Origin of the sequence: Burkholderia mycopellens (assembly GCF_964265025.1) — a bacterium.
In the GTDB taxonomy this organism is placed as follows: Bacteria; Pseudomonadota; Gammaproteobacteria; order Burkholderiales; family Burkholderiaceae; genus Burkholderia.
Genome location: NZ_OZ183802.1, coordinates 3,224,198 through 3,247,921, shown reverse-complemented (window position 1 = coordinate 3,247,921; position 23,724 = coordinate 3,224,198). Strand labels below are relative to the sequence as shown.

Annotated in this window: 21 protein-coding genes; 13 read left to right on the top strand and 8 right to left on the bottom strand. The window is 69.0% G+C overall.

The annotated features are described in order from the left end of the window. Window positions 1-359: 359 nt before the first annotated feature. The gene (locus ACPTTC_RS15115) at window positions 360-1,736 is read right to left on the bottom strand and encodes a nucleobase:cation symporter-2 family protein (RefSeq protein WP_226200794.1); all 1,377 of its coding nucleotides are present in this window, start codon (window positions 1,734-1,736) and stop codon (window positions 360-362) included. A gap of 439 nt (window positions 1,737-2,175) precedes the next feature. Between ACPTTC_RS15115 and ACPTTC_RS15110 the strand changes: the two genes are divergently transcribed. From ACPTTC_RS15110 to fghA, 3 genes are all read left to right on the top strand, one after another. Next, window positions 2,176-3,612 carry a xylulokinase gene (locus ACPTTC_RS15110; RefSeq protein ID WP_423392946.1) on the top strand — a complete coding sequence of 479 codons (1,437 nt, stop codon included), beginning with the start codon at window positions 2,176-2,178 and terminating at the stop codon, window positions 3,610-3,612. 275 nt (window positions 3,613-3,887) lie between these two features. Then, window positions 3,888-4,994 (top strand): S-(hydroxymethyl)glutathione dehydrogenase/class III alcohol dehydrogenase, encoded by a 1,107-nt coding sequence (locus tag ACPTTC_RS15105; RefSeq protein ID WP_011353045.1) that lies wholly within the window; start codon window positions 3,888-3,890, stop codon window positions 4,992-4,994. A gap of 16 nt (window positions 4,995-5,010) precedes the next feature. After that, on the top strand, window positions 5,011-5,859 hold the full coding sequence (gene fghA, locus ACPTTC_RS15100; RefSeq protein ID WP_423392945.1) for an S-formylglutathione hydrolase: 849 nt from the start codon (window positions 5,011-5,013) through the stop codon (window positions 5,857-5,859). Window positions 5,860-5,985: 126 nt separating this feature from the next. On the opposite strand, the gene ACPTTC_RS15095 is transcribed toward fghA, so the two are convergent. From ACPTTC_RS15095 to ACPTTC_RS15080, 4 genes are read right to left on the bottom strand one after another with little or no spacing between them, the layout of a single operon-like run. Further along, a complete protein-coding gene (locus ACPTTC_RS15095; protein WP_423393366.1) occupies window positions 5,986-6,768 on the bottom strand; it encodes a metal ABC transporter permease in 783 nt (260 codons plus the stop codon). Then, entirely contained in the window at window positions 6,761-7,645 is an 885-nt protein-coding gene (locus ACPTTC_RS15090) for an ABC transporter ATP-binding protein (protein ID WP_423392944.1), read from the bottom strand. Before ACPTTC_RS15090 ends, ACPTTC_RS15095 begins: the two co-directional genes overlap by 8 nt. Window positions 7,646-7,659: 14 nt before the next feature. Next, entirely contained in the window at window positions 7,660-8,574 is a 915-nt protein-coding gene (locus tag ACPTTC_RS15085) for a metal ABC transporter solute-binding protein, Zn/Mn family (protein ID WP_423392943.1), read from the bottom strand. Between the two features lie 46 nt (window positions 8,575-8,620). Then, window positions 8,621-9,082 carry a Fur family transcriptional regulator gene (locus tag ACPTTC_RS15080; protein ID WP_175970954.1) on the bottom strand — a complete coding sequence of 154 codons (462 nt, stop codon included), beginning with the start codon at window positions 9,080-9,082 and terminating at the stop codon, window positions 8,621-8,623. A 329-nt stretch (window positions 9,083-9,411) separates the two neighbouring features. Between ACPTTC_RS15080 and ACPTTC_RS15075 the strand changes: the two genes are divergently transcribed. The 8 genes from ACPTTC_RS15075 to ACPTTC_RS15040 all read left to right on the top strand — a co-directional run bounded on the left by ACPTTC_RS15075 (window position 9,412) and on the right by ACPTTC_RS15040 (window position 17,718). Next, window positions 9,412-10,188, top strand: coding sequence for an L-iditol 2-dehydrogenase (locus ACPTTC_RS15075; RefSeq protein WP_175950892.1), 777 nt, complete (start codon window positions 9,412-9,414; stop codon window positions 10,186-10,188). A gap of 96 nt (window positions 10,189-10,284) precedes the next feature. Further along, complete coding sequence (locus tag ACPTTC_RS15070; RefSeq protein ID WP_423392942.1) at window positions 10,285-11,241, top strand: sugar kinase; 957 nt, start codon at window positions 10,285-10,287, stop codon at window positions 11,239-11,241. Beyond that, window positions 11,229-12,581 (top strand): D-tagatose-bisphosphate aldolase, class II, non-catalytic subunit, encoded by a 1,353-nt coding sequence (locus tag ACPTTC_RS15065; RefSeq protein ID WP_423392941.1) that lies wholly within the window; start codon window positions 11,229-11,231, stop codon window positions 12,579-12,581. The genes ACPTTC_RS15070 and ACPTTC_RS15065 overlap by 13 nt, the downstream gene beginning before the upstream one ends. 58 nt (window positions 12,582-12,639) lie before the next feature. After that, the gene (locus tag ACPTTC_RS15060; protein WP_423392940.1) at window positions 12,640-13,965 is read left to right on the top strand and encodes an ABC transporter substrate-binding protein; all 1,326 of its coding nucleotides are present in this window, start codon (window positions 12,640-12,642) and stop codon (window positions 13,963-13,965) included. A 99-nt stretch (window positions 13,966-14,064) separates the two neighbouring features. After that, window positions 14,065-15,018 (top strand): carbohydrate ABC transporter permease, encoded by a 954-nt coding sequence (locus ACPTTC_RS15055; RefSeq protein ID WP_226200784.1) that lies wholly within the window; start codon window positions 14,065-14,067, stop codon window positions 15,016-15,018. Next, window positions 15,015-15,866, top strand: coding sequence for a carbohydrate ABC transporter permease (locus ACPTTC_RS15050; RefSeq protein ID WP_423392939.1), 852 nt, complete (start codon window positions 15,015-15,017; stop codon window positions 15,864-15,866). Before ACPTTC_RS15055 ends, ACPTTC_RS15050 begins: the two co-directional genes overlap by 4 nt. Continuing rightward, the gene (locus ACPTTC_RS15045; RefSeq protein WP_423392938.1) at window positions 15,863-16,546 is read left to right on the top strand and encodes an HAD family hydrolase; all 684 of its coding nucleotides are present in this window, start codon (window positions 15,863-15,865) and stop codon (window positions 16,544-16,546) included. Before ACPTTC_RS15050 ends, ACPTTC_RS15045 begins: the two co-directional genes overlap by 4 nt. A gap of 62 nt (window positions 16,547-16,608) precedes the next feature. Then, window positions 16,609-17,718: an ABC transporter ATP-binding protein gene (locus ACPTTC_RS15040; RefSeq protein ID WP_423392937.1), complete on the top strand. Its 1,110-nt coding sequence runs from the start codon at window positions 16,609-16,611 to the stop codon at window positions 17,716-17,718. Window positions 17,719-17,731: 13 nt separating this feature from the next. Here ACPTTC_RS15040 and ACPTTC_RS15035 read toward each other — a convergent pair whose 3' ends face one another. Next, window positions 17,732-18,616: a LysR family transcriptional regulator gene (locus tag ACPTTC_RS15035; protein ID WP_423392936.1), complete on the bottom strand. Its 885-nt coding sequence runs from the start codon at window positions 18,614-18,616 to the stop codon at window positions 17,732-17,734. A gap of 113 nt (window positions 18,617-18,729) precedes the next feature. On the opposite strand from ACPTTC_RS15035, the gene ACPTTC_RS15030 reads away from it, so the two are divergent. Further along, complete coding sequence (locus ACPTTC_RS15030; RefSeq protein WP_423392935.1) at window positions 18,730-19,926, top strand: serine hydrolase domain-containing protein; 1,197 nt, start codon at window positions 18,730-18,732, stop codon at window positions 19,924-19,926. Beyond that, window positions 19,923-21,140 (top strand): MFS transporter, encoded by a 1,218-nt coding sequence (locus ACPTTC_RS15025; protein ID WP_423392934.1) that lies wholly within the window; start codon window positions 19,923-19,925, stop codon window positions 21,138-21,140. The genes ACPTTC_RS15030 and ACPTTC_RS15025 overlap by 4 nt, the downstream gene beginning before the upstream one ends. A gap of 16 nt (window positions 21,141-21,156) precedes the next feature. On the opposite strand, the gene ACPTTC_RS15020 is transcribed toward ACPTTC_RS15025, so the two are convergent. Together ACPTTC_RS15020 and xylB are read right to left on the bottom strand one after the other, a co-directional pair. Beyond that, window positions 21,157-22,170 carry a sugar-binding transcriptional regulator gene (locus ACPTTC_RS15020; protein WP_423392933.1) on the bottom strand — a complete coding sequence of 338 codons (1,014 nt, stop codon included), beginning with the start codon at window positions 22,168-22,170 and terminating at the stop codon, window positions 21,157-21,159. A 66-nt stretch (window positions 22,171-22,236) separates the two neighbouring features. Then, window positions 22,237-23,718, bottom strand: a complete 1,482-nt coding sequence (gene xylB / locus ACPTTC_RS15015) for a xylulokinase (protein ID WP_423392932.1) — start codon at window positions 23,716-23,718, stop codon at window positions 22,237-22,239. Window positions 23,719-23,724: the final 6 nt, after the last annotated feature.

The window sequence follows — 23,724 nt, the reverse complement described above, 5'->3', positions numbered from 1 at the left end:
TCTCGATCGCGCTTGTCCTTCGAACCGGCTGTATGCGGTATCGAAAACGCCACGGACGAAAGTCCGTGGCGTTTTCTTTTGCATGCCCGAATCGAGCGGCGTGAAGACGGTTCGGGTGACGATGGGCGCATCGGACTCCGGTGCGGCTTGTTGCGCCGGCCCCGTCATCCTGCGTGGCCAACCGAACCGGCATCCCGTGCCGCGCCCGCGGGCGACCGGCTTTCACGCGCCATGACCGACCGTCCGACTGTCCGGCCGTCCGATCCCCGCGCACAGTCCAGCCCCCGCAAAGCAAAAACGCCACGGCATGCCGTGGCGTCTTTCGTTACCGCTTCGCGCCGTCGTCCGGCGCGTGGCGCTCAGTGGTGCACGTCGGCGGGACGCCCGTCGAAGTCGTGTCCGGCGCGGCGGATGTCGCAGCGCGCATCCTTCTCGCCTTTCACGCCGTTGAACACGACGTTCAGGATCACGGCTGTCGCCGATGCCAGCAGGATGCCGCTGTGCAGGATCGGGGCGAGCGCGGGCGGCAGCTTCGAGAAGAAGTGCGGCGACACGACCGGCACGAGGCCCATGCCGACGCTCACGGCGACGATGAACAGGTTGTGGCTGTTGTTCACGAAGTCGACCTTCGACAGCACCTTGATGCCGTTCGCGGCCACCATCCCGAACATCACGATGCCTGCGCCGCCGAGCACGAACGGCGGCACCGACGCGACGACCTGCGCCATCTTCGGGAACAGGCCGAGCAGCACGAGGATCACGCCGCCGGTGGCGCACACGAAACGGCTTTTCACGCCCGTCACGCCGATCAGGCCGACGTTCTGCGAGAACGACGTATGCGGGAACGAGTTGAAGATGCCGCCGATCAGCGTGCCGAGGCCGTCGACGCGCAGGCCGCGCACGAGGCGCTCCTGGTTGACCGGGCGATCGACCATGTCGCCGACCGCGAGGAACATGCCGGTCGATTCGATGAACGTGACGAACATCACCGTGACCATCGTCACGATCGACAGCGGGTCGAAATGCGGCAGGCCGAAGTGGAACGGCATCACGAAGCCGACCCACGGTGCGTGCGCGACGCCGTCGGTATTCACGCGGCCGATCGCGAAGGCGATCGCGAAGCCGGCGACGATGCCGAGCAGCACCGAGATGTTCGCGATGAAGCCGCGGCCGTATTTGTTGATCAGCAGAATCAGTGTCAGCACGAGCAGCGACAGGCCGAGATAGACGGGGCTGCCGTATTCGGGGTTGCCGACGCCGCCGGCCGCCCAGTTGATGCCCACTTCCATCAGCGACAGCCCGATCACCGCGATCACGGTGCCGACGACCACGGGCGGGAAGAACCGCAACAGCTTGCCGATCATCGGCGCCAGCACGATGCCGATGATCCCGGCCGCGATGGTCGAGCCGAAGATGTCGAGGATGCCGAGGCCGGGGTTGGTGCCGATCGCGATCATCGGGCCGACTGCCGCGAACGTGCAGCCCATGATGACGGGCAGGCGGATCCCGAAGATCCACAGGCCGAGCGTCTGGATCAGCGTGGCGATGCCGCACGAAAACAGATCGGCGCTGATCAGGAACGCGATCTGGTCTTTCGGCAGCTTGAGCGCGGCGCCGACGATAAGCGGCACGGCGACAGCGCCGGCGTACATGACGAGGACGTGTTGCAGGCCAAGCGTTACCAGCTTGCCGGTCGGCAGCACCTCATCGCACGGATGGACCGTGTTCGATTGCATCTGTCTCACTCCATGATCTTGTTTTCGGGGTGATACGAAGTTATGCGGAATGAATCCACGCAACAAGAGCGCTGGGTACTATTCCGTTCTTTGCGGGTTCGATATGCCAATTCGGCATGAAACAGGGTGTCGATCATCGGGAAACAGCCGCAGGAGTGAGGTTTCCCGGTTTTATAGCCCTTCAAAATAGCGCTGGCCCCCGTGTCAAATATCGGCCGCTTTATGGTGTGTATCGGGTGGGGTGCATAGTGGCAAAAAGTGCCTGGGAAAAATCGCGCCGGGTTAACCCGCGAACGGCCGCTTTTGCCCGCAAGGCGCAGCCGGGTTGAACCCGGCCGGCAACCGCGTTTTCGGCCTGCCGAGGTGGCGGCAAAAAACGGGGCGCGCATCGCGATCCCGTTATCATCGACATCCGTTCATTCGAATTCGCCCCCACGTCATGCGCCTGCTCGGAATCGACCTTGGCACCGGCTCCGTCAAACTCGTCACGCTCGATGCCGACGGCGTCGAGCGCGCGGTCGCGAGCGAACCTTATGCGCTGTCGTCGCCGCAGCCCGGCTGGGCGGAGATCGCGCCGGACACGTGGTGGCAGGCGCTCGTGCGCGCGGCCGCGCGGCTGCCGGCCGACGAGCGTGCGCAGGTGGCGGCGATCGGGTTCTCGGGGCAGATGCACGGCGCCGTGCTGATCGACGCGGCGGGGCAGCCGGTGCGGCCCGCGCTGCTGTGGCCCGACACGCGCGCGGTGCGCGAAGCGGATGCGGCCGATTGGCCCGCTGCACCGAATCCCGTCGCGCCGGGCATGGCCGGCCCGCTGTTGCGCTGGCTCGCCGCGCACGAACCCGATGCGCTGCGCGACGCGCGCTGGGCCGTGCAGCCGAAGGACTGGTTGCGCATCGCACTGGGCGGCGACGTCGCGGCCGATCCGAGCGATGCGTGCGCGACCGCGCTCGCGACACCCGACGGTGAATGGGATCTCGCATTGATCGACGCGCTCGGCCTGCCGGCCGACCGGTTTGCGCCGATCCGTTCGTCGACTGCGCACTGCGGCACGCTCGGCGCGCAGGCTGCGGCTGCGCTTGGCCTGCCTGCCGGCGTGCCGCTGGCGACGGGCGCGGCCGACACCGCATGCGCGGCGCTCGGCAGCGGGCTCGCCGCCGCCGGTGACGCGCTGCTGACGACGGGCAGCGGCGGCCAGATCGTCGTGCTCGCGGATGCGCTGCCGCCCGCGCGACGCGGGCTGCATCGGTATCGCGCGGCGGCCGGCGGCGGCTATTACACGATGGCCGCGATGCAGAACGTCGGGCTTGCGCTCGAAGCCGTGCGCGGCTGGCTCGGTTACGCGCGGTGGGCCGATGCATATGACGATGCGTTCGCCCACGCCGCGTCGGAGCGCCTGTGCTTCCTGCCGTACCTGACGGGCGAGCGTTCGCCGTGGATGAACCCCGATGCACGCGGCGGCTGGCTCGGCCTCGGGCTCGGCGACACGCGCGGTGCGATGATGCGCGCCGCGTTCGAAGGCGTCGCGTTCGCGTTGCGCGCCGGGCTCGATGCGATCCGCGATGCCGATCGCGGCGATCTGGTCGCGACGCTGCGTCTCGCGGGCGGCGGCTCGGTCGATCCGCGCTGGCGCCAGCTGCTGGCCGACGCGCTGGGCGCGTCGCTCCACGCGATCGACTGCCCGAACGCCGCGACGCGCGGCGCCGCGCTGCTCGCGGGCGTCGCGATCGGGCACTGGCGGGAAGACGCGTTGCACGCGCTGGCGCCGGCCGCGTCGCCGGTTGCCGAGCCGCGCGACGATCGCGCGCTGGCCGCGCGCCACGCACGCTTCATCGATCTGTATGCGCGCACGGATGCATGGTTCACGACGGGCGTTTAAACTCGAACACTTGTTCTTTTGCGTCAGCCATGACGCATCGTGGCAAGCCGGCGACCGTTTCCCGCACGCGACGCGCGGCCGAACCGGCCATCATGGCGAGCACGAGATTCTTTCGCCGTGCCGTGCGCGATGCCGCGCGGCACGGTTTCGACAGCTTTGCATGGACCCCGGTGCGAAGCATGGGGCCAGCGTCGGTGCTGACGCACCCACGCCGGTCGACATGAGCGCTGACGCGTCAACCCGGGCCGACCTCACACACAGACAGGAGTCACACGATGAAGACGAAAGCAGCGATTGCATGGAAGGCGGGCGCGCCGCTGACGATCGAGGAAGTCGATCTGGAAGGGCCGCGCGCCGGCGAAGTGCTGATCGAGGTGAAGGCGACGGGCATCTGTCATACCGACTACTACACGCTGTCGGGCGCCGATCCGGAAGGGATCTTTCCGGCGATCCTCGGCCATGAAGGCGCGGGCGTCGTGGTCGACGTCGGCCCTGGCGTCGGCACCTTGAGGAAGGGCGACCATGTGATTCCGCTCTACACGCCCGAATGCCGCGAATGCAAGTTCTGCCTGTCGCGCAAGACCAACCTGTGCCAGAAGATCCGCGCGACGCAGGGCAAGGGGCTGATGCCCGACGCGACGTCGCGCTTCTCGCTCGACGGCAAGCCGCTGTTCCACTACATGGGCACGTCCACGTTCTCGAACTACATCGTCGTGCCGGAGATCGCGGTCGCGAAGGTGCGCGAGGACGCGCCGTTCGACAAGATCTGCTACATCGGCTGCGGCGTGACGACGGGCGTCGGCGCGGTCGTGTACTCGGCGAAGGTCGAGGCGGGCGCGAACGTCGTCGTGTTCGGCCTCGGCGGCATCGGCCTGAACGTGATCCAGGGCGCGAAGATGGTCGGCGCGGACAAGATCATCGGCGTCGACATCAACCCGAAGCGCGTCGAGCTCGCGAAGAAGTTCGGGATGACGCACTTCATCAACCCGAACGAAGTCGAGAACGTGGTCGACCACATCGTGCAGCTGACCGACGGCGGCGCCGACTACTCGTTCGAATGCGTGGGCAACGTGAAGCTGATGCGCCAGGCGCTCGAGTGCACGCACAAGGGCTGGGGCCAGTCGTTCATCATCGGCGTGGCGGCAGCGGGCGAGGAAATCAGCACGCGTCCGTTCCAGCTCGTGACGGGCCGCGAGTGGAAGGGCTCGGCGTTCGGCGGCGCGCGCGGCCGCACCGACGTGCCGAAGATCGTCGACTGGTACATGGAAGGCAAGATCAACATCGACGACCTGATCACGCACACGCTGCCGCTCGAGCGGATCAACGAAGGCTTCGACCTGATGAAGGCCGGCGAGTCGATCCGCTCGGTCGTGCTGTACTGACCGGGAGCGCACCGCGATGCTCGAACTCGTTTCCTCGCACGCGTGCCACGGCGGCGAGCAGCGTTTCTACCGTCACGATTCGGCGGCCATCGGCCTGCCGATGAAGTTCTCGGTGTACCTGCCGCCGCAGGCCGCGCACGGCCGCGTCCCGGCGCTGTTCTATCTCGCGGGGCTCACGTGCACCGACGAGACGTTCGCGATCAAGGCCGGCGCGCAGCAATACGCGGCGCAGCACGGCATCGCGCTCGTGATGCCCGACACCAGCCCGCGCGGCGCGGGCGTGCCGGGCGAGACCGACGCGTGGGATTTCGGCGTCGGCGCGGGCTTCTATGTCGATGCGACCGAGGCGCCGTGGTCGACGCACTACCGGATGGAGTCGTACGTGACGGGCGAGCTGCGCGCGCTCGTCACGGCCGAGCTGCCGATCGACGGCGCGCGGCTCGGGATCTTCGGGCATTCGATGGGTGGGCACGGTGCGCTGACGCTCGCGTTGCGCCATCCGGGCCTGTACCGGTCGGTGTCGGCGTTCGCGCCGATCGCCGCGCCGACACGCTGCCCGTGGGGCGAGAAGGCGTTCTCGGGTTACCTCGGCGCCGATCGCGACGCATGGAAGGCGCACGATGCGAGCGAACTCGTCGCGCGTGCCGATGCGCCGAAGTTCGCGGACGGCATCCTCGTCGATCAGGGCCTCGCCGACCAGTTCCTCGCGAACCAGCTGAACCCCGACATATTCGAAGCCGCGTGCGCGAAGGCCGGCCAGCCGCTGACGCTGCGCCGCCATCCGGGCTACGACCACGGGTACTACTTCATCTCGACGTTCATCGCCGATCACATCGCGCATCACGCGCGCGTGCTTGCACGATGAAAGGGAAGGAAAGCAGGTAACGCACACGGCGCGCCGCACGATCGCGGACGCATGAAAAACGCCGGCGCTGCCTTCGGGCACGCCGGCGTTTTTGATTTCGTCGGGCGATGATCCGCCAGGCGGCGATCAGTGACGCCGCAACAGGCTTGCGCCGTACACGAGCGCCGACAGCGCGGTGATCCAGAAGCTCGTCGGCCAGTCGGTGTGATACGCGAGCACGATGCCGAGCCACGCTTCGAACAAAGCGAACAGCGCGGCGAGCAGCACGCCGGTCGACAGCCGCGTCGTCACGTTCTGCGCGGCGGCAGCCGGCCCGACCAGCAGCGTGAACACCAGCAGCACGCCGACGATCTGCGTCGCGGCGGCCACCGCGAGCGCGCACACCGCGAGGAACAGCACCGACACCGTGCGCAGCGACACGCCCTTGGCTTCGGCCAGTTCGGGCTGCAGCGACGCGAACAGCAGCGGCCGCGCGATCAGCGCGAGCGCGAGCAGGCTCACGGCGCCGATGGCGGCGAGCACCGCGAGCGTATCGTGGCTCACCGCGAGCACGTTGCCGAACAAGAGCGCGGTGACCTGCGTCGCGAACGACGTGTAGAAATGCAGGAACAGCAGGCCGAAGCCGAGCGCGCCCGACAGGATCACGCCGATCGCGACGTCGCGGCCCGCGAGCTTCTCGCCGAGCGCGCCCATTCCAATGCCGGCCGCGAGCGTGAAGCCGACCATCCCCCAGATCGGCGAGATGCCGAGCAGCACCGCGCCCGTCGCGCCGGTAAAGCCGACGTGCGACAGCGCATGGCCGGCGAAGGTCTGCCCGCGCAGCACCAGGAAGTAGCCGACGATGCCCGCGAGCACCGCGACGATCCCCGACGCCGCGAAGGCGTTGATCATGAAGTCGTATTCAAACATCGTGAGCATGCCCGGGATGAGCGTGTCCGTGGTGGTGATGGCCACCGCCACCGCGGTGCGAGTGGCCGTCGTCGTCCTCGTGTTCGTGATCGTGCTTCTCGATCTCGACGTCGCCCGACATCACGAAGATCTTGCCGTTCACGCGCATCACGTCGATCGGCGAACCGTAGAGCCGCGACAGCACGGGCTTCGTGATCACCTCGTCGACGGTGCCGAGCGCGGCAACGCCGTTGCCGAGATACAGCACGCGGTCGAGCGCGTTCAACAGCGGATTCAGTTCGTGCGCGGAGAACAGCACGGTGATGCCGAGCTCGCGCTGTACGTTGCGCACGAGCTCGACCACGCCGCGCTGGTGGTTCGGGTCGAGGCTGATCAGCGGCTCGTCGAGCAGCAGCAGCTTCGGGCTGCCGAGCAGGCATTGCGCGAGCAGCAGGCGCTGCCGCTCGCCGCCGGACAGTTCCGACAGCGGTCGGCGCGCGAGCGCCTGGCCGCCGACGAGATCGAGCACGCGGTCGACGTCGCGGCGCGTCGCCGCATTCGTGTGCGGCAGCCCCCAGCGGTGGCCGTCGGCGGCCATCGCGACGAAGTCGTAGCCGCGCATCCTGCGGTTCGCGAGGCCGCTCCTGATCTGCGGCATGTAGCCGATCGACGCGTTGCCGCGCACGACCGGCACACCGCCGACGGACAGCGTGCCGGCCGACACGGGCACGAGGCCGAGGACCGCGCGCATCAGCGTCGTCTTGCCCGCACCGTTCGGCCCGAGCACGCCGACGAATTCGCCGGGTTCGATCGAGAAGCTGACGTCGCGCAGGATCGTGCGTCCGCCCAGTTCGAGCGTGACGCGATCGACGGCGAGTGCGTGAGGAGTGACGGTCATTTCGTTGCGGTTGCTTATTGCTTGCCGGCGGCCAGCGCGGCCGAGAGCGCGTCGAGCTGGCTGGCCATCCATTGCTGGAAGGACTTGCCGGCCGGCTGCGTCTCGGTGACGCTGACGGTCGGCACGCCGCCGTCGCGCGCGATCTTCAGCATGCGCTTGGTCATCGGTTCTTCAGCCTGGCTGTTGTAGATCAGCACGCGCACCTGCTTCTTGCGCAGGTCGCTCTCGAACGCGGCGACGTCCTGCGCGCTCGCCTCGGTGTCGTTCATCGTCGCGAGCTGGAAGCGCTGGTTGCGCATGTCGAGGCCGATCGCGTCGGACATGTAGCCGAACACGGGCTCGGTGGCCGTGACCGGCACGCCCTTGTACTGCGCGCGCAGCGCGGCAACCTTGTCGTCGACGGGCTTCAGCGACGCGACGAACTTCTGCAGGTTCGCGTCGTAGTCGGCCTTGTTCGCCGGGTCGGCGCGGCCAAGCTCGGCCGCGATCGCGCGCGCGGCGGCCGGCATCGTCGCCGGGTCGTACCACAGGTGCGGGTTGTCGCCGGCCTTCTTGCCGACCAGGTCGGCGACGACGATCGTCGCGCGTTTCGCCTGCTTCGACGCGCCGAGCAGCTTGCTCATCCACGGATCGTAGTTGGCGCCGTTGTAGATCACGACCTGCGCGTGCTGGAGCGCGCGGGCCGTCTTCGGGCTCGCTTCGAACAGGTGCGGATCCTGGTCCGGGTTGCTGAGGATGCTCGTCACCGCGACATGGCTGCCGCCGATCTGCGTCGCGACGTCGCCGTAGAAATTCTCGGCGGCCACGACGTTGACGGTCGCGGCCTGCGCGAACGCGGGCGCCGCGAGCGACAGGACGGCAACGGTGCTGGCGAGCCAGCGGACAGGCGACAGGGCACGCCGCGGCGCGCGCTTCAGGGCAATGGACATGGAACTCCTCGTTGGAAGGGGCGGCGCGTGCGCCGCACGATACGCGTCAGCGTTGCACGGGCTTGTGCTTGCAATGCCCGCACAGGCCGCTCAGCTCGACGACCTGGTGGTGGACTTCGAAGCCGTGCGCGGGCTCGCTCGCGGACAACTGCTTGGCGAGGTCGCCGCCGGGAATCTCGACGGTGTCGCCGCACGAATCGCAGATCAGGAACTGCCCTTCGTGCGGCACGCCGATCTCGCAGCACGCGAAGAACGCGTTCTTCGATTCGATCCGGTGGATGAAGCCGTGCTCGACGAGGAAATCCAGCGCGCGATAGACGGTCGTGGGCGGCACGCGGCCGCGCTGCGGCTCGAGTTCGGCGAGCAGGTCGTACGCGCCGATCGGGCGTTGCGCGGCCAGCACGTGTTCGTAGACCTGGCGGCGCAGCGGCGTCCACGCGAGCCCGTGCTCGGCGGCGAATGCGTCGGCCCGGGACAGCCGGGCGTCAATGGACGATGAGGTAGCCATGGCGTGAGGCAGGGCGATGAAACACAGTACGGCGATGATATAACGTATCGCCGCGCCGTGCAGCGCGAATTCCCCTTTCCGTCCTCGTTCCGTCCCCTTCATCGCGATTCCGACCGCGCCGCACCGCGCGCGCCGCGCCTTGCCGGGCGTGCGCGGCGGGCCGCCACGCGGCGCCGTTGTGCCGCAGCGCATCATAGAAAGCCGTCACGCCGCCTTGACAGCGCGAATCGCGTATCCGATCATTCGATCACTACTAGAGCAATTGATCGGTTGGCGAGCGTTCGCTCACCTCGCGGCCGTCGTAAAGCAGAACGAACCGGAGACAGCCAGTGAGACTGGAAGACAAGGTCGCGATCCTGACGGGCGCCGCAAGCGGCATTGGCGAGGCGGTCGCGCAACGCTATCTGGATGAGGGCGCACGCTGCGTGCTCGTCGACGTGAAGCCGGCAGGCGGCTCGCTCGCGCGGCTCATCGAGGCGAACCCCGGCCGCGCGGTGGCGGTCACCGCGGACGTCACGCGTCGCGACGATATCGAGCGGATCGTCACCACGACGGTCGAACGCTTCGGCGGCGTCGACATCCTGTTCAACAACGCGGCGCTGTTCGACATGCGCCCGATCCTCGACGAATCGTGGGACGTGTTTGACCGGCTGTTCGCGGTCAACGTGAAAGGGCTGTTCTTCCTGATGCAGGCCGTCGCACAGCGGATGGTCGAGCAGGGGCGCGGCGGCAAGATCGTCAACATGTCGTCGCAGGCCGGGCGTCGCGGCGAGGCGCTCGTTTCGCACTACTGCGCGACCAAGGCCGCGGTGATCAGCTATACGCAGTCGGCCGCGCTCGCGCTCGCGCCGCATCGGATCAACGTGAACGGCATCGCGCCGGGCGTCGTCGACACGCCGATGTGGGAACAGGTCGATGCGCTGTTCGCGCGCTACGAGAACCGGCCGCTCGGCGAGAAGAAGCGGCTGGTCGGCGAAGCCGTGCCGCTCGGCCGCATGGGCGTGCCGGGCGACCTGACCGGCGCCGCATTGTTCCTCGCGTCGTCCGACGCCGACTACATCACCGCCCAGACGCTGAACGTCGACGGCGGCAACTGGATGAGCTGACATGGCGCCGCTCGCACGCGCCACTTGCCTGCCGGCCTGCGACGCAGCGGCATGGCCGCACGCCGAGGCCGCCGTCGAACGAGGAGGGCACGCCTGATGGCCGAGATCGTCGTCGCCGGCGAACTGCTCGCCGAATTCGTCGCCGCCGAGCGCGGCCAGGGTTTCGATGCGCCGGGGCTGTTCGAGGGGCCGTTCCCGAGCGGCGCGCCGGCGATCTTCGCCGACCAGGCCGCGCGGCTCGGTGCGCGCGTCGCGTATGCGGGCTGCGTCGGCCGCGACGCGTTTGGTGACGCGATCGTCGCGCGGCTCGAACGCGACGGGGTCGACGTCGCGCGCATCCGCCGCGTCGCGCGTCCGACCGGCACCGCATTCGTCGCGTATCGCGACGACGGCTCGCGCAGCTTCGTCTACAGCCTGTCCACCAGCGCGGCCGCGTGCGTCGATGCATCCGACGTCGATACCGCGATGTTCGACGGCTGCCGCTACTTCCACGTGATGGGCTCGTCGCTGACGAGCGAATCGGCGATCGCCGCGGTGCAGCGCGGCGTGATCGAGGCGGCGCGCGCCGGCGCGAAGGTGTCGTTCGATCCGAACGTGCGGCCCGAAATGCTGGGTTTTCGGCCGATGCGCGCGGCGCTCGACGCGATGCTCGCCGCGTGCCACCTGTTCCTGCCGAGCGAAGCCGACCTGCCGTTTTTCTGCGGGCCGCAGTCGGCCGAGCGCGCGATCGCGGGCCTGCTCGCGACGCATCCGCTGCTCGAGCGTGTCGTGCTGAAACGCGGCGCACAAGGCAGCGTCGCGTTCGACCGGGCGAACCGCGTGGAAGCGCCCGCGTTCCAGGTCGACGAAGTCGATCCGACCGGCGCCGGCGACTGCTTCGGCGGCACGCTGGTCGCGAGCCTCGTCGCGGGCGTGCCGATCGAGATCGCGCTGCGCCGCGCGAACGCGGCCGGTGCGATCGCGGTCACGCGGCGCGGCCCGATGGAAGGCAACAGCAGTGCAGTCGAAATCGACCGTTTCCTGACCGAACGAGGGATTGCATGTCCGGCCTGACGACCTTCGTCGAGCGTTCGCGCACCGCGCATGCGGACGCCGTGCTGCGGATGATCTTCGACGCGAACCGCGCGGACGCGCAGCGCGGCATTTATGCGATCTGCAGCGCGCACCGGCTCGTGCTGGAGGCCGCGTGCGAAGCGGCGCGCGCGGACGGTTCGCCGCTGCTGATCGAAGCGACCTGCAACCAGGTCAACCATCTCGGCGGTTATACGGGCATGACGCCCGCCGATTTCCGCCGTGACGTCGACGCGATCGCGCAGCGTTGCGGGCTGGCCCCGTCGGCGCTCGTGCTCGGCGGCGACCATCTCGGCCCGAACCCGTGGCGGCATCGCCGCGCGGCCGACGCGATGCGCGAAGCGTGCGCGATGGTTGCCGCGTACGTCGAAGCCGGTTTCGAGAAGATCCATCTCGATGCGAGCATGGCGTGCGCGGACGATCCGGTGCGGCTCGACGATCGCACGATCGCCGCACGCGCGGCCGAGCTGTGCCGCGCGGCGGAAGACGCGGCGGCGCGCGCCGGCATCGCGCCCGTCTACGTGATCGGCACCGAGGTGCCGACGCCGGGCGGCGAAGTCGGCGGCAGCGGCGGCGACGCAGCGATCGCACACATTGCGGTCACGCGCAGCGACAGCATCGCGGCCACGCTCGACGCGCACCGCCATGCGTTCGCGGCTGCCGGTCTCGACCAGGCATGGGCGCGCGTCGTCGCGATCGTCGCGCAACCGGGCGTCGACTTCGACGATCGCCACGTGCTCGACTATGACAGCACAAAGGCCGCCTCGCTCGGCGCGAGTATCCTGCAGATACCGCGCCTCGTGTTCGAGGCGCATTCGACCGACTACCAGACCGAGGGCGCACTCGCCGCGCTCGTGCGCGACCACTTCGCGGTGCTGAAGGTTGGCCCCGCGCTGACGTTCGCGCTGCGCGAGGCGCTGTTCGCGCTGACCTTCATCGAGGACGCGCTGATCGGCGAGCTCGCACAGCGCTCGCGGCTGCGCGAGGTCGTCGACGCCGCGATGCGCGCGCAGCCCGAGCACTGGGCGCCGTACTACCGTGGCGACGAAGCCGAGCAGCGGCTCGCGCGCCAGTTCAGCTACAGCGACCGGATCCGCTACTACTGGCTGCAGCCGGCCGTCGCGGCCGCGGTCGAGCAACTGTTCGACAACCTGGCGCGCCAGCCGGTGCCGGAAACGCTCGTCGCGCAGTGGTTGCCGGACGTGTACGCGGCATGCCGCGCGGGCGGCCTCGAGAAAGAGCCGCGCGCATGGGTGCGCCACCGGATACGCGACGTGATCGCGCACTATGCGCGCGCGTGCGGAATGCAGCGGCCGGCATGACGGGCCGCGAGCGAAACGCAGTACCGACGACACTTCGAAAAAACACAGGAGACATGCCATGCAACGAAAGATGCTCGACGCCGCCGCACGCTGCTTCGCCGGAGCCGCGCTCGCGACGGCGGCCTGCGCCGCGTCCGCCGGCACGCTGACGATCGCGACGCTGAACAATCCCGACATGATCGAGCTGAAGAAGCTGTCGCCGGCATTCGAGAAGGCGAACCCGGACATCAAGCTGAACTGGGTGATCCTCGAGGAAAACGTGCTGCGCCAGCGCGCGACGACCGACATCACGACCGGCAGCGGCCAGTTCGACGTGATGGCGATCGGGACCTACGAGACGCCGCAGTGGGGCAAGCGCGGCTGGCTGGCGCCGATCACCGGCCTGCCCGCCGACTACGACCTGAATGACATCGTGAAGACCGCGCGCGACAGCCTGTCGTACAACGGCCAGCTGTACGCGCTGCCGTTCTATGTCGAAAGCTCGATGACGTTCTACCGCAAGGACCTGTTCGCGGCGAAGGGCCTGAAGATGCCGGACCAGCCGACCTACGACCAGATCGCAGAATTCGCGGACAAGCTCACCGACAAGGCGAAGGGCACCTACGGGATCTGCCTGCGCGGCAAGGCCGGGTGGGGCGAGAACATGGCGTACGTGTCGACGGTCGTGAACACGTTCGGCGGGCGCTGGTTCGACGAGAACTGGAACGCGCAGCTCACGTCGCCCGAATGGAAGAAGGCGATCACGTTCTACGTGAACCTGCTGAAGAAGGACGGCCCGCCGGGAGCGAGTTCGAACGGCTTCAACGAGAACCTGACCCTGACCGCATCGGGCAAGTGCGCGATGTGGATCGATGCGACGGTCGCGGCCGGCATGCTCTATAACAAACAGCAGTCGCAGGTCGCTGACAAGATCGGCTTCGCGGCTGCGCCGATTGCCGCCACACCGAAGGGGTCGCACTGGTTGTGGGCGTGGGCGCTGGCCGTGCCGAAGACGTCGAAGCAGCAGGACGCCGCGCGCAAGTTCATCGCGTGGGCGACGTCGAAGCAGTACATCGAGATGGTCGGCAAGGACGAAGGCTGGGCGTCGGTGCCGCCGGGCACGCGTACGTCGACGTATCAGCGCCCCGAGTACAAGGCCGCCGCGCCGTTCTCGGACTTCGTGCTGAAGGCGATCGAGACGGCCGATCCGAACGATCCGTCGCTGAAGAAGGTGCCGTACACGGGCGTGCAGTACGTCGGGATTCCTGAATTCCAGTCGTTCGGCACGGTGGTCGGCCAGTCGATCGCGGGCGCGGTGGCGGGCCAGATGACGGTCGATCAGGCGCTCGCCGCCGGGCAGGCCGCCGCCGACCGCGCGGTGCGGCAGGCCGGCTACAAGAAGTAATGCGGCCCGCACCGTGCGCGGTGGCGCACGGTGCGCGTCGTCGAAGCCGAAAGGCGGGCGGGCCTTCGCGCCCGCGCATCAACCGGAGGGACTCCGATCATGCGTCACCTGCGTCTTCCCCTGAGCCATGCCCACGCGCCGTCGGCGGGCGACGCGTCGTCGCCGCCCGGCGCGCCGCGCCGCGCGCGCGGCGGCGCGAGCTGGCTCGTCTCGCCGTCCGTCGCGGTGCTGCTGCTGTGGATGTCGATTCCGCTCGCGATGACGATCTGGTATTCGTTCTCGCGCTACAACCTGCTGAACCCGGACGTGAAGGGGTTCGCCGGGCTCGACAATTACCGCTTCCTCGCGACCGATCCGTCGTTCCTGCCCGCGATCTGGCACACGCTCGTGCTGATCGGCGCGGTGCTCGCGATCACGGTGATCGGCGGCGTGCTGATGTCCGTGCTGTTCGACCGCAAGTTCTACGGGCAGGGCGTGGCACGCCTGCTCGCGATCGCGCCGTTCTTCGTGATGCCGACGGTGTCCGCGCTGATCTGGAAGAATATGATCCTGCACCCGGTGTACGGGCTCGTCGCGAACGCGATGCGCGCGCTCGGGATGACGCCGATCGACTGGTTCGCGGATTACCCGCTCACCGCGGTGATCATCATCGTCGCGTGGCAATGGCTGCCGTTCGCGTTCCTGATCCTGTTCACCGCGATCCAGTCGCTCGACCAGGAGCAGAAGGAAGCCGCGCGCATCGACGGCGCGGGCCCGATCGCGATGTTCTTCTACATCACGCTGCCGCACCTGAAGCGTGCGATCGCCGTGGTCGTGATGATGGAGACGATCTTCCTGCTGTCGATCTTCGCGGAGATCTACACGACGACCGGCGGCGGCCCGGGCAACGCGACGACCAACCTGTCGTACCTGATCTACGCGCTCGGCCTGCAGCAGTTCGACGTCGGCCTCGCGTCCGCCGGCGGGATCATCGCCGTCGTGGTCGCGAACGTCGTGTCGTTCTTCCTCGTGCGGATGCTCGCGCGCAACCTGAAGGGAGAGTACGAGAAATGAGCGACCTGACCTTCGAAGGCCGGCGCGTGCCGGCCGTGTTCGACCTCGTGCGGCGCGCGCTGCCCGGCACGCTCGCGTGGCTGATCGCGCTGTTGCTGTTCTTTCCGATCTTCTGGATGGCGATTACCGCGTTCAAGACCGAGCAGCAGGCGTATGCATCGACGCTGTTCTTCATGCCGACGCTCGACAGCTTCCGCGAGGTGTTCGCGCGCAGCAACTATTTCGCGTTCGCGTGGAATTCGGTGCTGATCTCGGCGGGCGTCACGGTGATCTCGCTTATGTTCGCGGTGCCGGCCGCGTACGCGATGGCGTTCTTCCCGAACCACCGCACGCAGAAGGTGCTGCTGTGGATGCTGTCGACGAAGATGATGCCGTCGGTCGGCGTGCTCGTGCCGATCTACCTGCTGTGGAAGAACGCGGGGCTGCTCGATACCGTGTCGGGCCTCGTGATCGTCTACACGCTGATCAACCTGCCGATCGCGGTGTGGATGACCTTCACGTACTTCAACGAGATCCCGAAGGACATCCTCGAAGCCGGGCGCATCGACGGCGCATCGACGTGGCAGGAGATCGTCTACCTGCTGATGCCGATGGCGCTGCCGGGGCTCGCGTCCACCGCGCTGCTGCTCGTGATCCTGTCGTGGAACGAGGCGTTCTGGAGCATCAACCTGTCGAGCTCGAACGCGGCGCCGCTGACCGTGTTCATCGCGTCGTACTCGAGCCCGGAAGGGTTGTTCTGGGCGAAGCTGTCGGCGGCTTCGCTGCTCGCGGTCGCGCCGATCCTGATCGTCGGCTGGCTGTCGCAGAAGCAGCTGGTGCGCGGGCTCACGTTCGGAGCGGTCAAATGACGACGAGCGTACTGATCTGCGATTGCGACGGCGTGCTGATCGACAGCGAGGCGGTGGCCGCCGACGTGCTCGTGCGCGAGCTCGATGCGCGCTGGCCGGGCGTCGATGCGCGGCCGGCCGTGATGCCGTTGCTCGGGCTGCGCATCGAGCGCGTGCTGGCCGGCGCGAGCGAGGCCGTCGGGCGCAGGCTGTCGAACGACGACGTGGTCGAAATCCGTGCCGCGGTCGAGGCGGCGGCCGTCAATGCGCCGATGGTCGACGGCATCGATGCGGCGCTGGGCGCGATTCAACTGACGACGGCCTGCGCGAGCAACAGCTACCGCGCGTACGTCGAGGCGGCACTGACACGCACGGGCCTCGCGCGCTTTTTCGGCGACCGGCTGTTCTGCGCGGATGCCGTCGCGCGGCCGAAGCCGGCGCCCGACGTGTATCTCGCGGCCGCGCGCACGCTCGGCGTCGCGCCCGCGCAGTGCCTCGTGGTCGAGGACAGCGTGACCGGCATCACCGCGGCCGCCGCGGCCGGCATGACCGTGCTCGGCTTCGTCGGCGGCGGGCATGCGTCGGCCGCGCAGATCGACGCGCTGCGCGGGATCGGCGCGCGTCACGTATTCGACGACATGCACGAGCTGCCCGGTTACGTCGCGCGCTGGCAGGCGACGGGCGCGGTGCTGCCGAACTAGCAACCACGAACGACTGCGCGCCGCGTTCGACGCGGCGCATCACGAACGAACGGAGACAGATCATGGCAAGCGTGCTCCTGCGCAACATCGCGAAGCGCTACGACGACACCGAAGTGCTGCGCAACGTGAACCTCGACATCGCCGACGGCGAATTCGTCGTGTTCGTCGGCCCGAGCGGCTGCGGCAAATCCACGCTGATGCGGATGATCGCCGGCCTCGAGGATATTTCGAGCGGCGACCTGCTGATCGACGGCGCGAAGGTCAACGACGTGCCGAGCGCGAAGCGCGGCATTGCAATGGTGTTCCAGTCGTATGCGCTGTACCCGCACATGACGCTGTACGACAACATGGCGTTCGGCCTGAAGCTCGCGGGCGCGAAGAAGCCGGAGATCGACCAGGCCGTGAAGCAGGCCGCGAAGATCCTGCACATCGACCATCTGCTCGACCGCAAGCCGAAGCAGTTGTCGGGCGGCCAGCGGCAGCGCGTCGCGATCGGCCGCGCGATCACGCGCAAGCCGAAGGTGTTCCTGTTCGACGAGCCGCTGTCGAACCTCGACGCGGCGCTGCGCGTGAAGATGCGGCTGGAGTTCGCGCGGCTGCACGACGAGCTGAAGACGACGATGATCTACGTGACGCACGACCAGGTCGAGGCGATGACGCTCGCGGACAAGATCGTCGTGCTGTCGGGCGGCGCGGTGCAGCAGGTCGGCACGCCGAACGCGCTGTATCACGCGCCGGCGAACCTGTTCGTCGCAGGCTTCATCGGTTCGCCGAAGATGAACTTCCTGAAGGGCACTGTCGAATCGGTCGATGCGGGCGGCGTGCTCGTGCGCTTCGACAGCGGCGAGACGCAGCGTGTCGCGGTCGAGGCGGCCGGGTTGCAGCGCGGGGCAGCGGTGACGGTCGGCGTGCGGCCCGAGCACCTGAAAGTCGAAGCGGCGGCTGCCGGCGTCGCTGCGAAGACGATGGCCGTGGAGTCGCTCGGCGATGCCGCGTACCTGTATGCGGAGTCGGCGGTCGCGCCGGACGGGCTGATCGCGCGGATTCCGCCGCTCGACACGTACCGCACCGGCGAGGCGCTGCACGTGCACGCGGAAGCCGAGCACTGCCATCTGTTCGACGAGCACGGGCAGGCGTTGCGCCGGCTGAGCGCGCACGCGAAGGCGGCGTGACGGTCGGCTTCGGTCAGAGGTGCAGGTGCGCGGCCATGTAATCGACGAACGCGCGCAGCTTCGGCGTCGGATGGCGGCCTGACGGCCACAGCACGTAGAGCGGCGTGCGGCTCGCGACGTGTTCGTCGAGCACCGCGCGCAGCGCGCCGTCATCGAGCGCGCCGCGCACGAAGAATTCGGGCAGGCACGCGATGCCGAGCCCGCGCAGCGCGAAGCACAGGCGCGTTTCCGCGTTGTTGCTGACCATCGATACCGGCACGTCCGGCGGCGTGCCCGAGCGCGGCATGCGCAGCGGCCAGGTTTCGAGCTTGCCGCTGCTCGGGAAGCGGTAATGCAGGCAGCGGTGCCGCGCGAGATCGGCCGGCGTGCGCGGCGTGCCGTGCCGGTCGAGATAGTCGGGCGACGCGACGAGGTGCTGGCGGAAATGGCCGAGCAGCCGCGACGACAGCCGCGAATCCGACGGCCGGCCGGTGCGCAGTACCGCGTCGAAACCTTCGTCGACGACGTCGACGAGCCGGTCGCTGAAATCGATATCGAGTTCGATTTCCGGATACGCGGCCATGAAATCCGCGAGCACCGGCAGCAGCAGCGTGCCGATCGTCGGCAGGCTCACGCGCAAGCGCCCGCGCGGCGCTTCGGCGCTGTGCGTCAGTTCCCGTTCGGCCGCGTCGATCTCGGCGATCACGCGCCGGCACCGCTCGAGAAAGCGCGTGCCTTCGGCCGTCAGCGTGATGCTGCGCGTGCTGCGATGAAACAGCCGCACGTTCAGGCGCGCCTCGAGCCGCGCGATGCGCTTGCCGACCGCCGACGCCGACAGCCCGAGCGCGCGGCCGGCCGCGACGAAACTGCGCGTTTCCGCGACCTGAACGAACACGACGAACCCGCCGAGATTTTCCATGCAAGTTTCCGATTGCGGACGCCAGCGTCCGGAGTGTCCGGAACTCTAACCCGGTTTTTCTCGTTGCGTCGGCCCCCTACGATGGACGCTCGTTCACGCTATGAGGTCACGCCATGTCATCCCTGCCTGTTACAGCTTCCCGCGCCGAACCGGATGCCGCGCTGCGCCACCGTCTCGACCATGCGCTCGATCGTGCACTCGCCGACGAGCGCATGGTCGGCGCGGTCGTGCTGGTCGCGCGCGACGGCGAGCTGCGCTATGCGCGCGCCGCCGGGCTTGCCGATCGCGAAGCCGGTACGCCGATGCGGGAAGACGCGCTGTTCCGGCTCGCGTCGGTCACGAAGCCGGTCGTGACGGCCGCCGCGATGCGGCTCGTCGCGGCGGGGCGCATCGCGCTCGACGAACCCGTCGCGCGCCGGTTGCCCGAATTCCGTCCGGCGCTGCCCGATGGCGCGCCCGCCGCGATCACGTTGCGCCATCTGCTGTCGCATACGGCCGGCCTCGGCTACCGCTTTCTCGAAGCCGACGGCGACGGCCCGTATGCGCGCGCCGGCGTGTCCGACGGGATGGATCGCGCGGGCATCTCGCTCGCCGAGAATGTGCGGCGCATCGCCGGCGTGCCGCTGCAGTTCGCGCCCGGCACGGCGTGGGGCTATTCGCTCGCGACCGACGTGGTCGGCGCGCTGATCGAGGCGGTCGACGGCCGGCCGCTCGCCGACGCGGTGGCCGCGCTCGTCACGGGGCCGCTCGGGATGACCGACACCGCGTTCGTCGCGCACGACGCCGCGCGTGTCGCGACGCCTTACGTGAGCACGCCGGGCGCCCCGCGCCGGATGGCCGATACCGATCTCGTGCCGGCGTTCGACGGCACGATCGGCATCCGCTTCGAACCGGCCCGCGCGTTCGATCGCGATGCGTGGCCGTCGGGCGGCGCGGGGATGGTCGGCACCGCGCGCGATTGCGTGACGCTGCTCGACGCGCTGCGCACCGGCCGCGATGGCTGGCTCGAACCCGCGTGGATCGACGAGATGGCGCGCATCCAGCCGGGCGCGCACGAACTGCAGGATGCGCCGGGTTTCGGCTTCGGGCTCGGCTTTTCGGTGCTGCGCGATCCGGCGGCCGCGCGGTCGCCGGAATCGGTCGGCACCTGGCGCTGGGGCGGCGCGTACGGGCATGCATGGTTCGTCGACCGCGCCGCCGGGCTGACGGTCGTTGCGCTGACAAACACGCTGTACGAGGGCATGCACGGGCGGATCGTGACCGACGTGCGCGATGCGGTCTACGGCGTCGATACCGGGAGCGCGTCATGAGCGACTGCACGTCGACTGAGATTGACGATGATGTTTCCGTCGGGCCCGCGCAGGCGCGCGCTCGCCTGCCGGTCGCGAACCTGCTGGCGCTCGCGACCGCCGCCTTCATCACGATCCTCACTGAAGCGTTGCCGGCCGGCCTGCTGCCGCTGATGAGCGTCGACCTGCGCGTGCCCCAGGCGCTGATCGGCCAGCTCGTGACCGTGTATGCGCTCGGCTCGATCGTCGCGGCGATTCCGCTCGTCGCCGCGACGCGCGCGATGCGCCGGCGCCGCCTGCTGCTCGCGGCGCTGGCCGGCTTCGTCGTGTCGAATGCGCTGACGGCCGTGTCGCCGTACTACGCGCTCACGCTCGCCGCGCGCTTCGTCGCGGGGATGGCGGCCGGACTGCTGTGGGCGTTGCTGGCCGGTTATGCGAGCCGGATGGTCGACGTGTCGATGCGCGGCCGTGCGATTGCGGTCGCCATGCTCGGCGCGCCGGTCGCGATGTCGATCGGCATTCCGGCCGGCACCGCACTCGGCGCGGCGCTCGGGTGGCGTGTTGCGTTCGCGGCCATCACGTTCGCGGCGCTCGCGCTGATCGGCTGGATCCGCTTGCGCGTACCCGATTACCCGGGGCAGCAGGCCGGCGCACGCGAGCCGGTGCTCGGCGTGATGACGCTGCCCGGCGTGCGGCCGGTGCTGACCGTGATGTTCGCGTACGTGCTTGCGCACAACATGCTGTACACATACGTTGCGCCGTTTCTCGCCGGCGTGCGGATGGGCGCGCAGGTCGATGCGGTGCTGCTCGTGTTCGGCATCGCGTCGCTTGCCGGCATCGCACTGACGGGCGCGTGGATCGGCGCCGCGCAACGGCGTCTGACGCTCGCCAGCATCGCGCTGTTCGCGCTCGCGGCGGCGATGCTCGGCGCCGGTTCCGGAATGGTGATCGTCTACGTGGGCGTCGCGCTGTGGGGGCTCGCGTTCGGCGGCGCGCCGACGCTGTTCCAGACCGCTGCCGCGAATGCGGCAGGGGAGTCGGCCGACGTCGCGCAGTCGATGCTCGTGACGGTGTGGAATCTCGCGATCGCCGGGGGCGGCATTGCAGGCGGGATGCTGCTCGGCGCAACGGGCGCCGGCGCGATTCCGTGGGTGCTCGTTGCGCTGCTGGCGGCTGCGTGGATCGGCGCGTGGCGTGCGCGCCGGCATGGGTTTCCGGCGCCGCGCGCGGCCTGAACGTTCGGCCGCCGCATCAGTCCGCCTTCGCGTCGAGCGCCGCGCGCGCGCAGGTTTCGTCGGTGACGAGCCCGGACAGCCAGCCGCCGCGCAGCGCGGCGATCACCGCGTCGCGTTTCCTCGGGCCGCCGGCGAACGCGATCGTCGGGCGTTTCGGCGGCGCGGCGAGCGATACGCTTGTCACGCGCTCGCTGGTCGACACGTCGATCATCTTGCCGTGCGCGTCGATCGGCATGCCGAGCAGTTCGGCCACCGCACCGAGCGCGGTCATCTCGTCGAGTTCCTGTTCGGTGATGAAGCCGTCTTCGTAGAGCGGGCAGTGCGGGCCGGTGTTGCCGATCCCGACGAACGCGACATCGGCCTCGCCCGACAGCGCCTCGACGATCCGGTACAGCCGGTGATTGCACCACTGCGCGCGTTCGGTGGCGCTGTCGGCGAACAGCGGCGCGGGCAGCAGGAAGTGCTTGCTGCCGGTCTTCTCGGAGATGTACTGCGCGACGTCGTAGCGGTTCGACGAGCCGTCGGCCGCGATCGCGCCGACCATCGACACGAGCCGGTGCTGCGGGCGGTCGATCTGCGCGATCTGCGCGACTGCTGCCTTCAGCGTCCGGCCGCTGCTGACCGCGATCACCATCGGCCGCGTTTCGTTCAGGTAGCGCTCCATCACCTGCGCGCCGGCGACCGCGAGCTTGCGGTCGATCGCGTCGGGCGCATCGGCATCGACGGGCACGACTTCGCACATCGTGAGGCCGTAGCGCTTCGACAATTGCGCGCCGAGATCGAGGCAGTCGGCGAGCTGATGGTCGACGCGCACGCGGATCAGGTTCTTTTCGACCGCGAACGCGACCAGGCGCTGCGCGACCGGGCGCGACACCTGCAACTTTTCCGCGATTTCGTTCTGCGTGTCGCCCGCGACGTAGTAGAGCCACGCGGCACGCGTGGCGAGATCGAGTTTTTCTGAGGACTTGGACACGATAGCGATTCGATTCGGATCTGGGGGCCGCCCCGCGGGCCGGCCGATGGGCCGCATGACGGCATCCACTGTACCGCATGTCTTGCGCACGACCGACGGCCGATCGGCGCGCGGCGGTGGTGCTTACGCGAGCCGCGCGCGCGACGGTTCGTACAGCGGTCGCACGTGGCGGTACAGTGCGCGGAATGCATCGAGGCGCTCGCGCAGCAGCGCATGGCGGGCAGCATCCGGCGTGTATTCGGCGCGCACCGGCGGCTTGGTCAGCACCGCATGCGGATCGCCGCCGACGGCCAGCCAGCCGAGCCGGGCCGCGCCGAGCGCCGCGCCCGTTTCGCCGCCGCCGTGCCGGCGCGTGCGCACGTTCAGCGCATCGGCGATCAGTTGCGCCCAGAACGCGCTGCGCGCGCCGCCGCCGATCAGCGACAACTGGTCGGTTTCGACGCCGGCCGCATGCAGCGCGTCGAGACCGTCGGCGAGGCCGAGCGTCACGCCTTCGAGTACCGCGTAGCCGAGATGCGCGCGTTCGGTCGCATGCGTCATCCCGAAGAACACACCCTGCGCATACGGATCGTTGTGCGGCGTGCGCTCGCCGGACAGGTAGGGCAGGAACAGCGGCGCCGTCGCGAGCGCGTCGGCGTCGAGCGCCTCGACTTCGGCGAGCAACGCGGGCTCGTCGGTGCCGGTCAGCTTGCAGACCCAGCGCAGGCAGCTCGCGGCCGACAGCACGACGCTCATCAATTGCCAGCGATCGGGAATCGCATGGCAGAACGCATGCACGGCCGATGCCGGATTCGGCATGAAACGATCGCCGACCACGCTCAGCACGCCCGACGTGCCGAGCGATACGAAGCCGTCGCCTGCATGGATCGCGCCGATGCCGAGCGCGCTCGTCGCGTTGTCGCCGCCGCCGCCGGCGACCACGACGGCTTCCGAGAGCCCGAGTTCGCGGGCGATGTCCGCGCGCAGCGTGCCGGACGGCGCATTGCCTTCGACGATGCGCGGCATCTGGTCACGCGACATCCCGCACGCGGCGAGCAGCGCATCGGACCAGTCGCGGCGCGCGACGTCGAGCCACAGCGTGCCGGCCGCGTCCGACGGATCGGACACCTTCGCGCCGGTCAGCCGGAACCGCAGGTAGTCCTTCGGCATCAGCACGCAGGCGGTCGCCGCGAACACGTCGGGTTCATGCTTCGCGACCCACAGCAGTTTCGGCGCGGTAAAGCCCGGCATCGCGAGATTGCCGGCGAGGGCGTGGAGATCGGGCGCGCGTTCGGTGAGCAGCGCGCATTCGTCGGCGCTGCGCATGTCGTTCCACAGGATCGCGGGGCGCAGCACACGGTCGTCGCGCCCGAGCAGCACGGCGCCGTGCATCTGGCCCGACAGCCCGATGCCGCGCACGGCCGCGAACGCCTGGCGGTGCCGTTCGCGCAGGGCCGCGAGCGCGGCGAGCGTGCCTTGCCACCAGTCCTCCGGATGCTGTTCGGCCCAGCGCGGATGCGGCCGCGACACGGTGAACGGCGAGCCGGCGGTGCCGACGACCGTGCCGTCCGGGGCGAGCAGCAGCACCTTCACTTCCGAGGTGCCGAGGTCGATGCCGAGATACATGAGCGA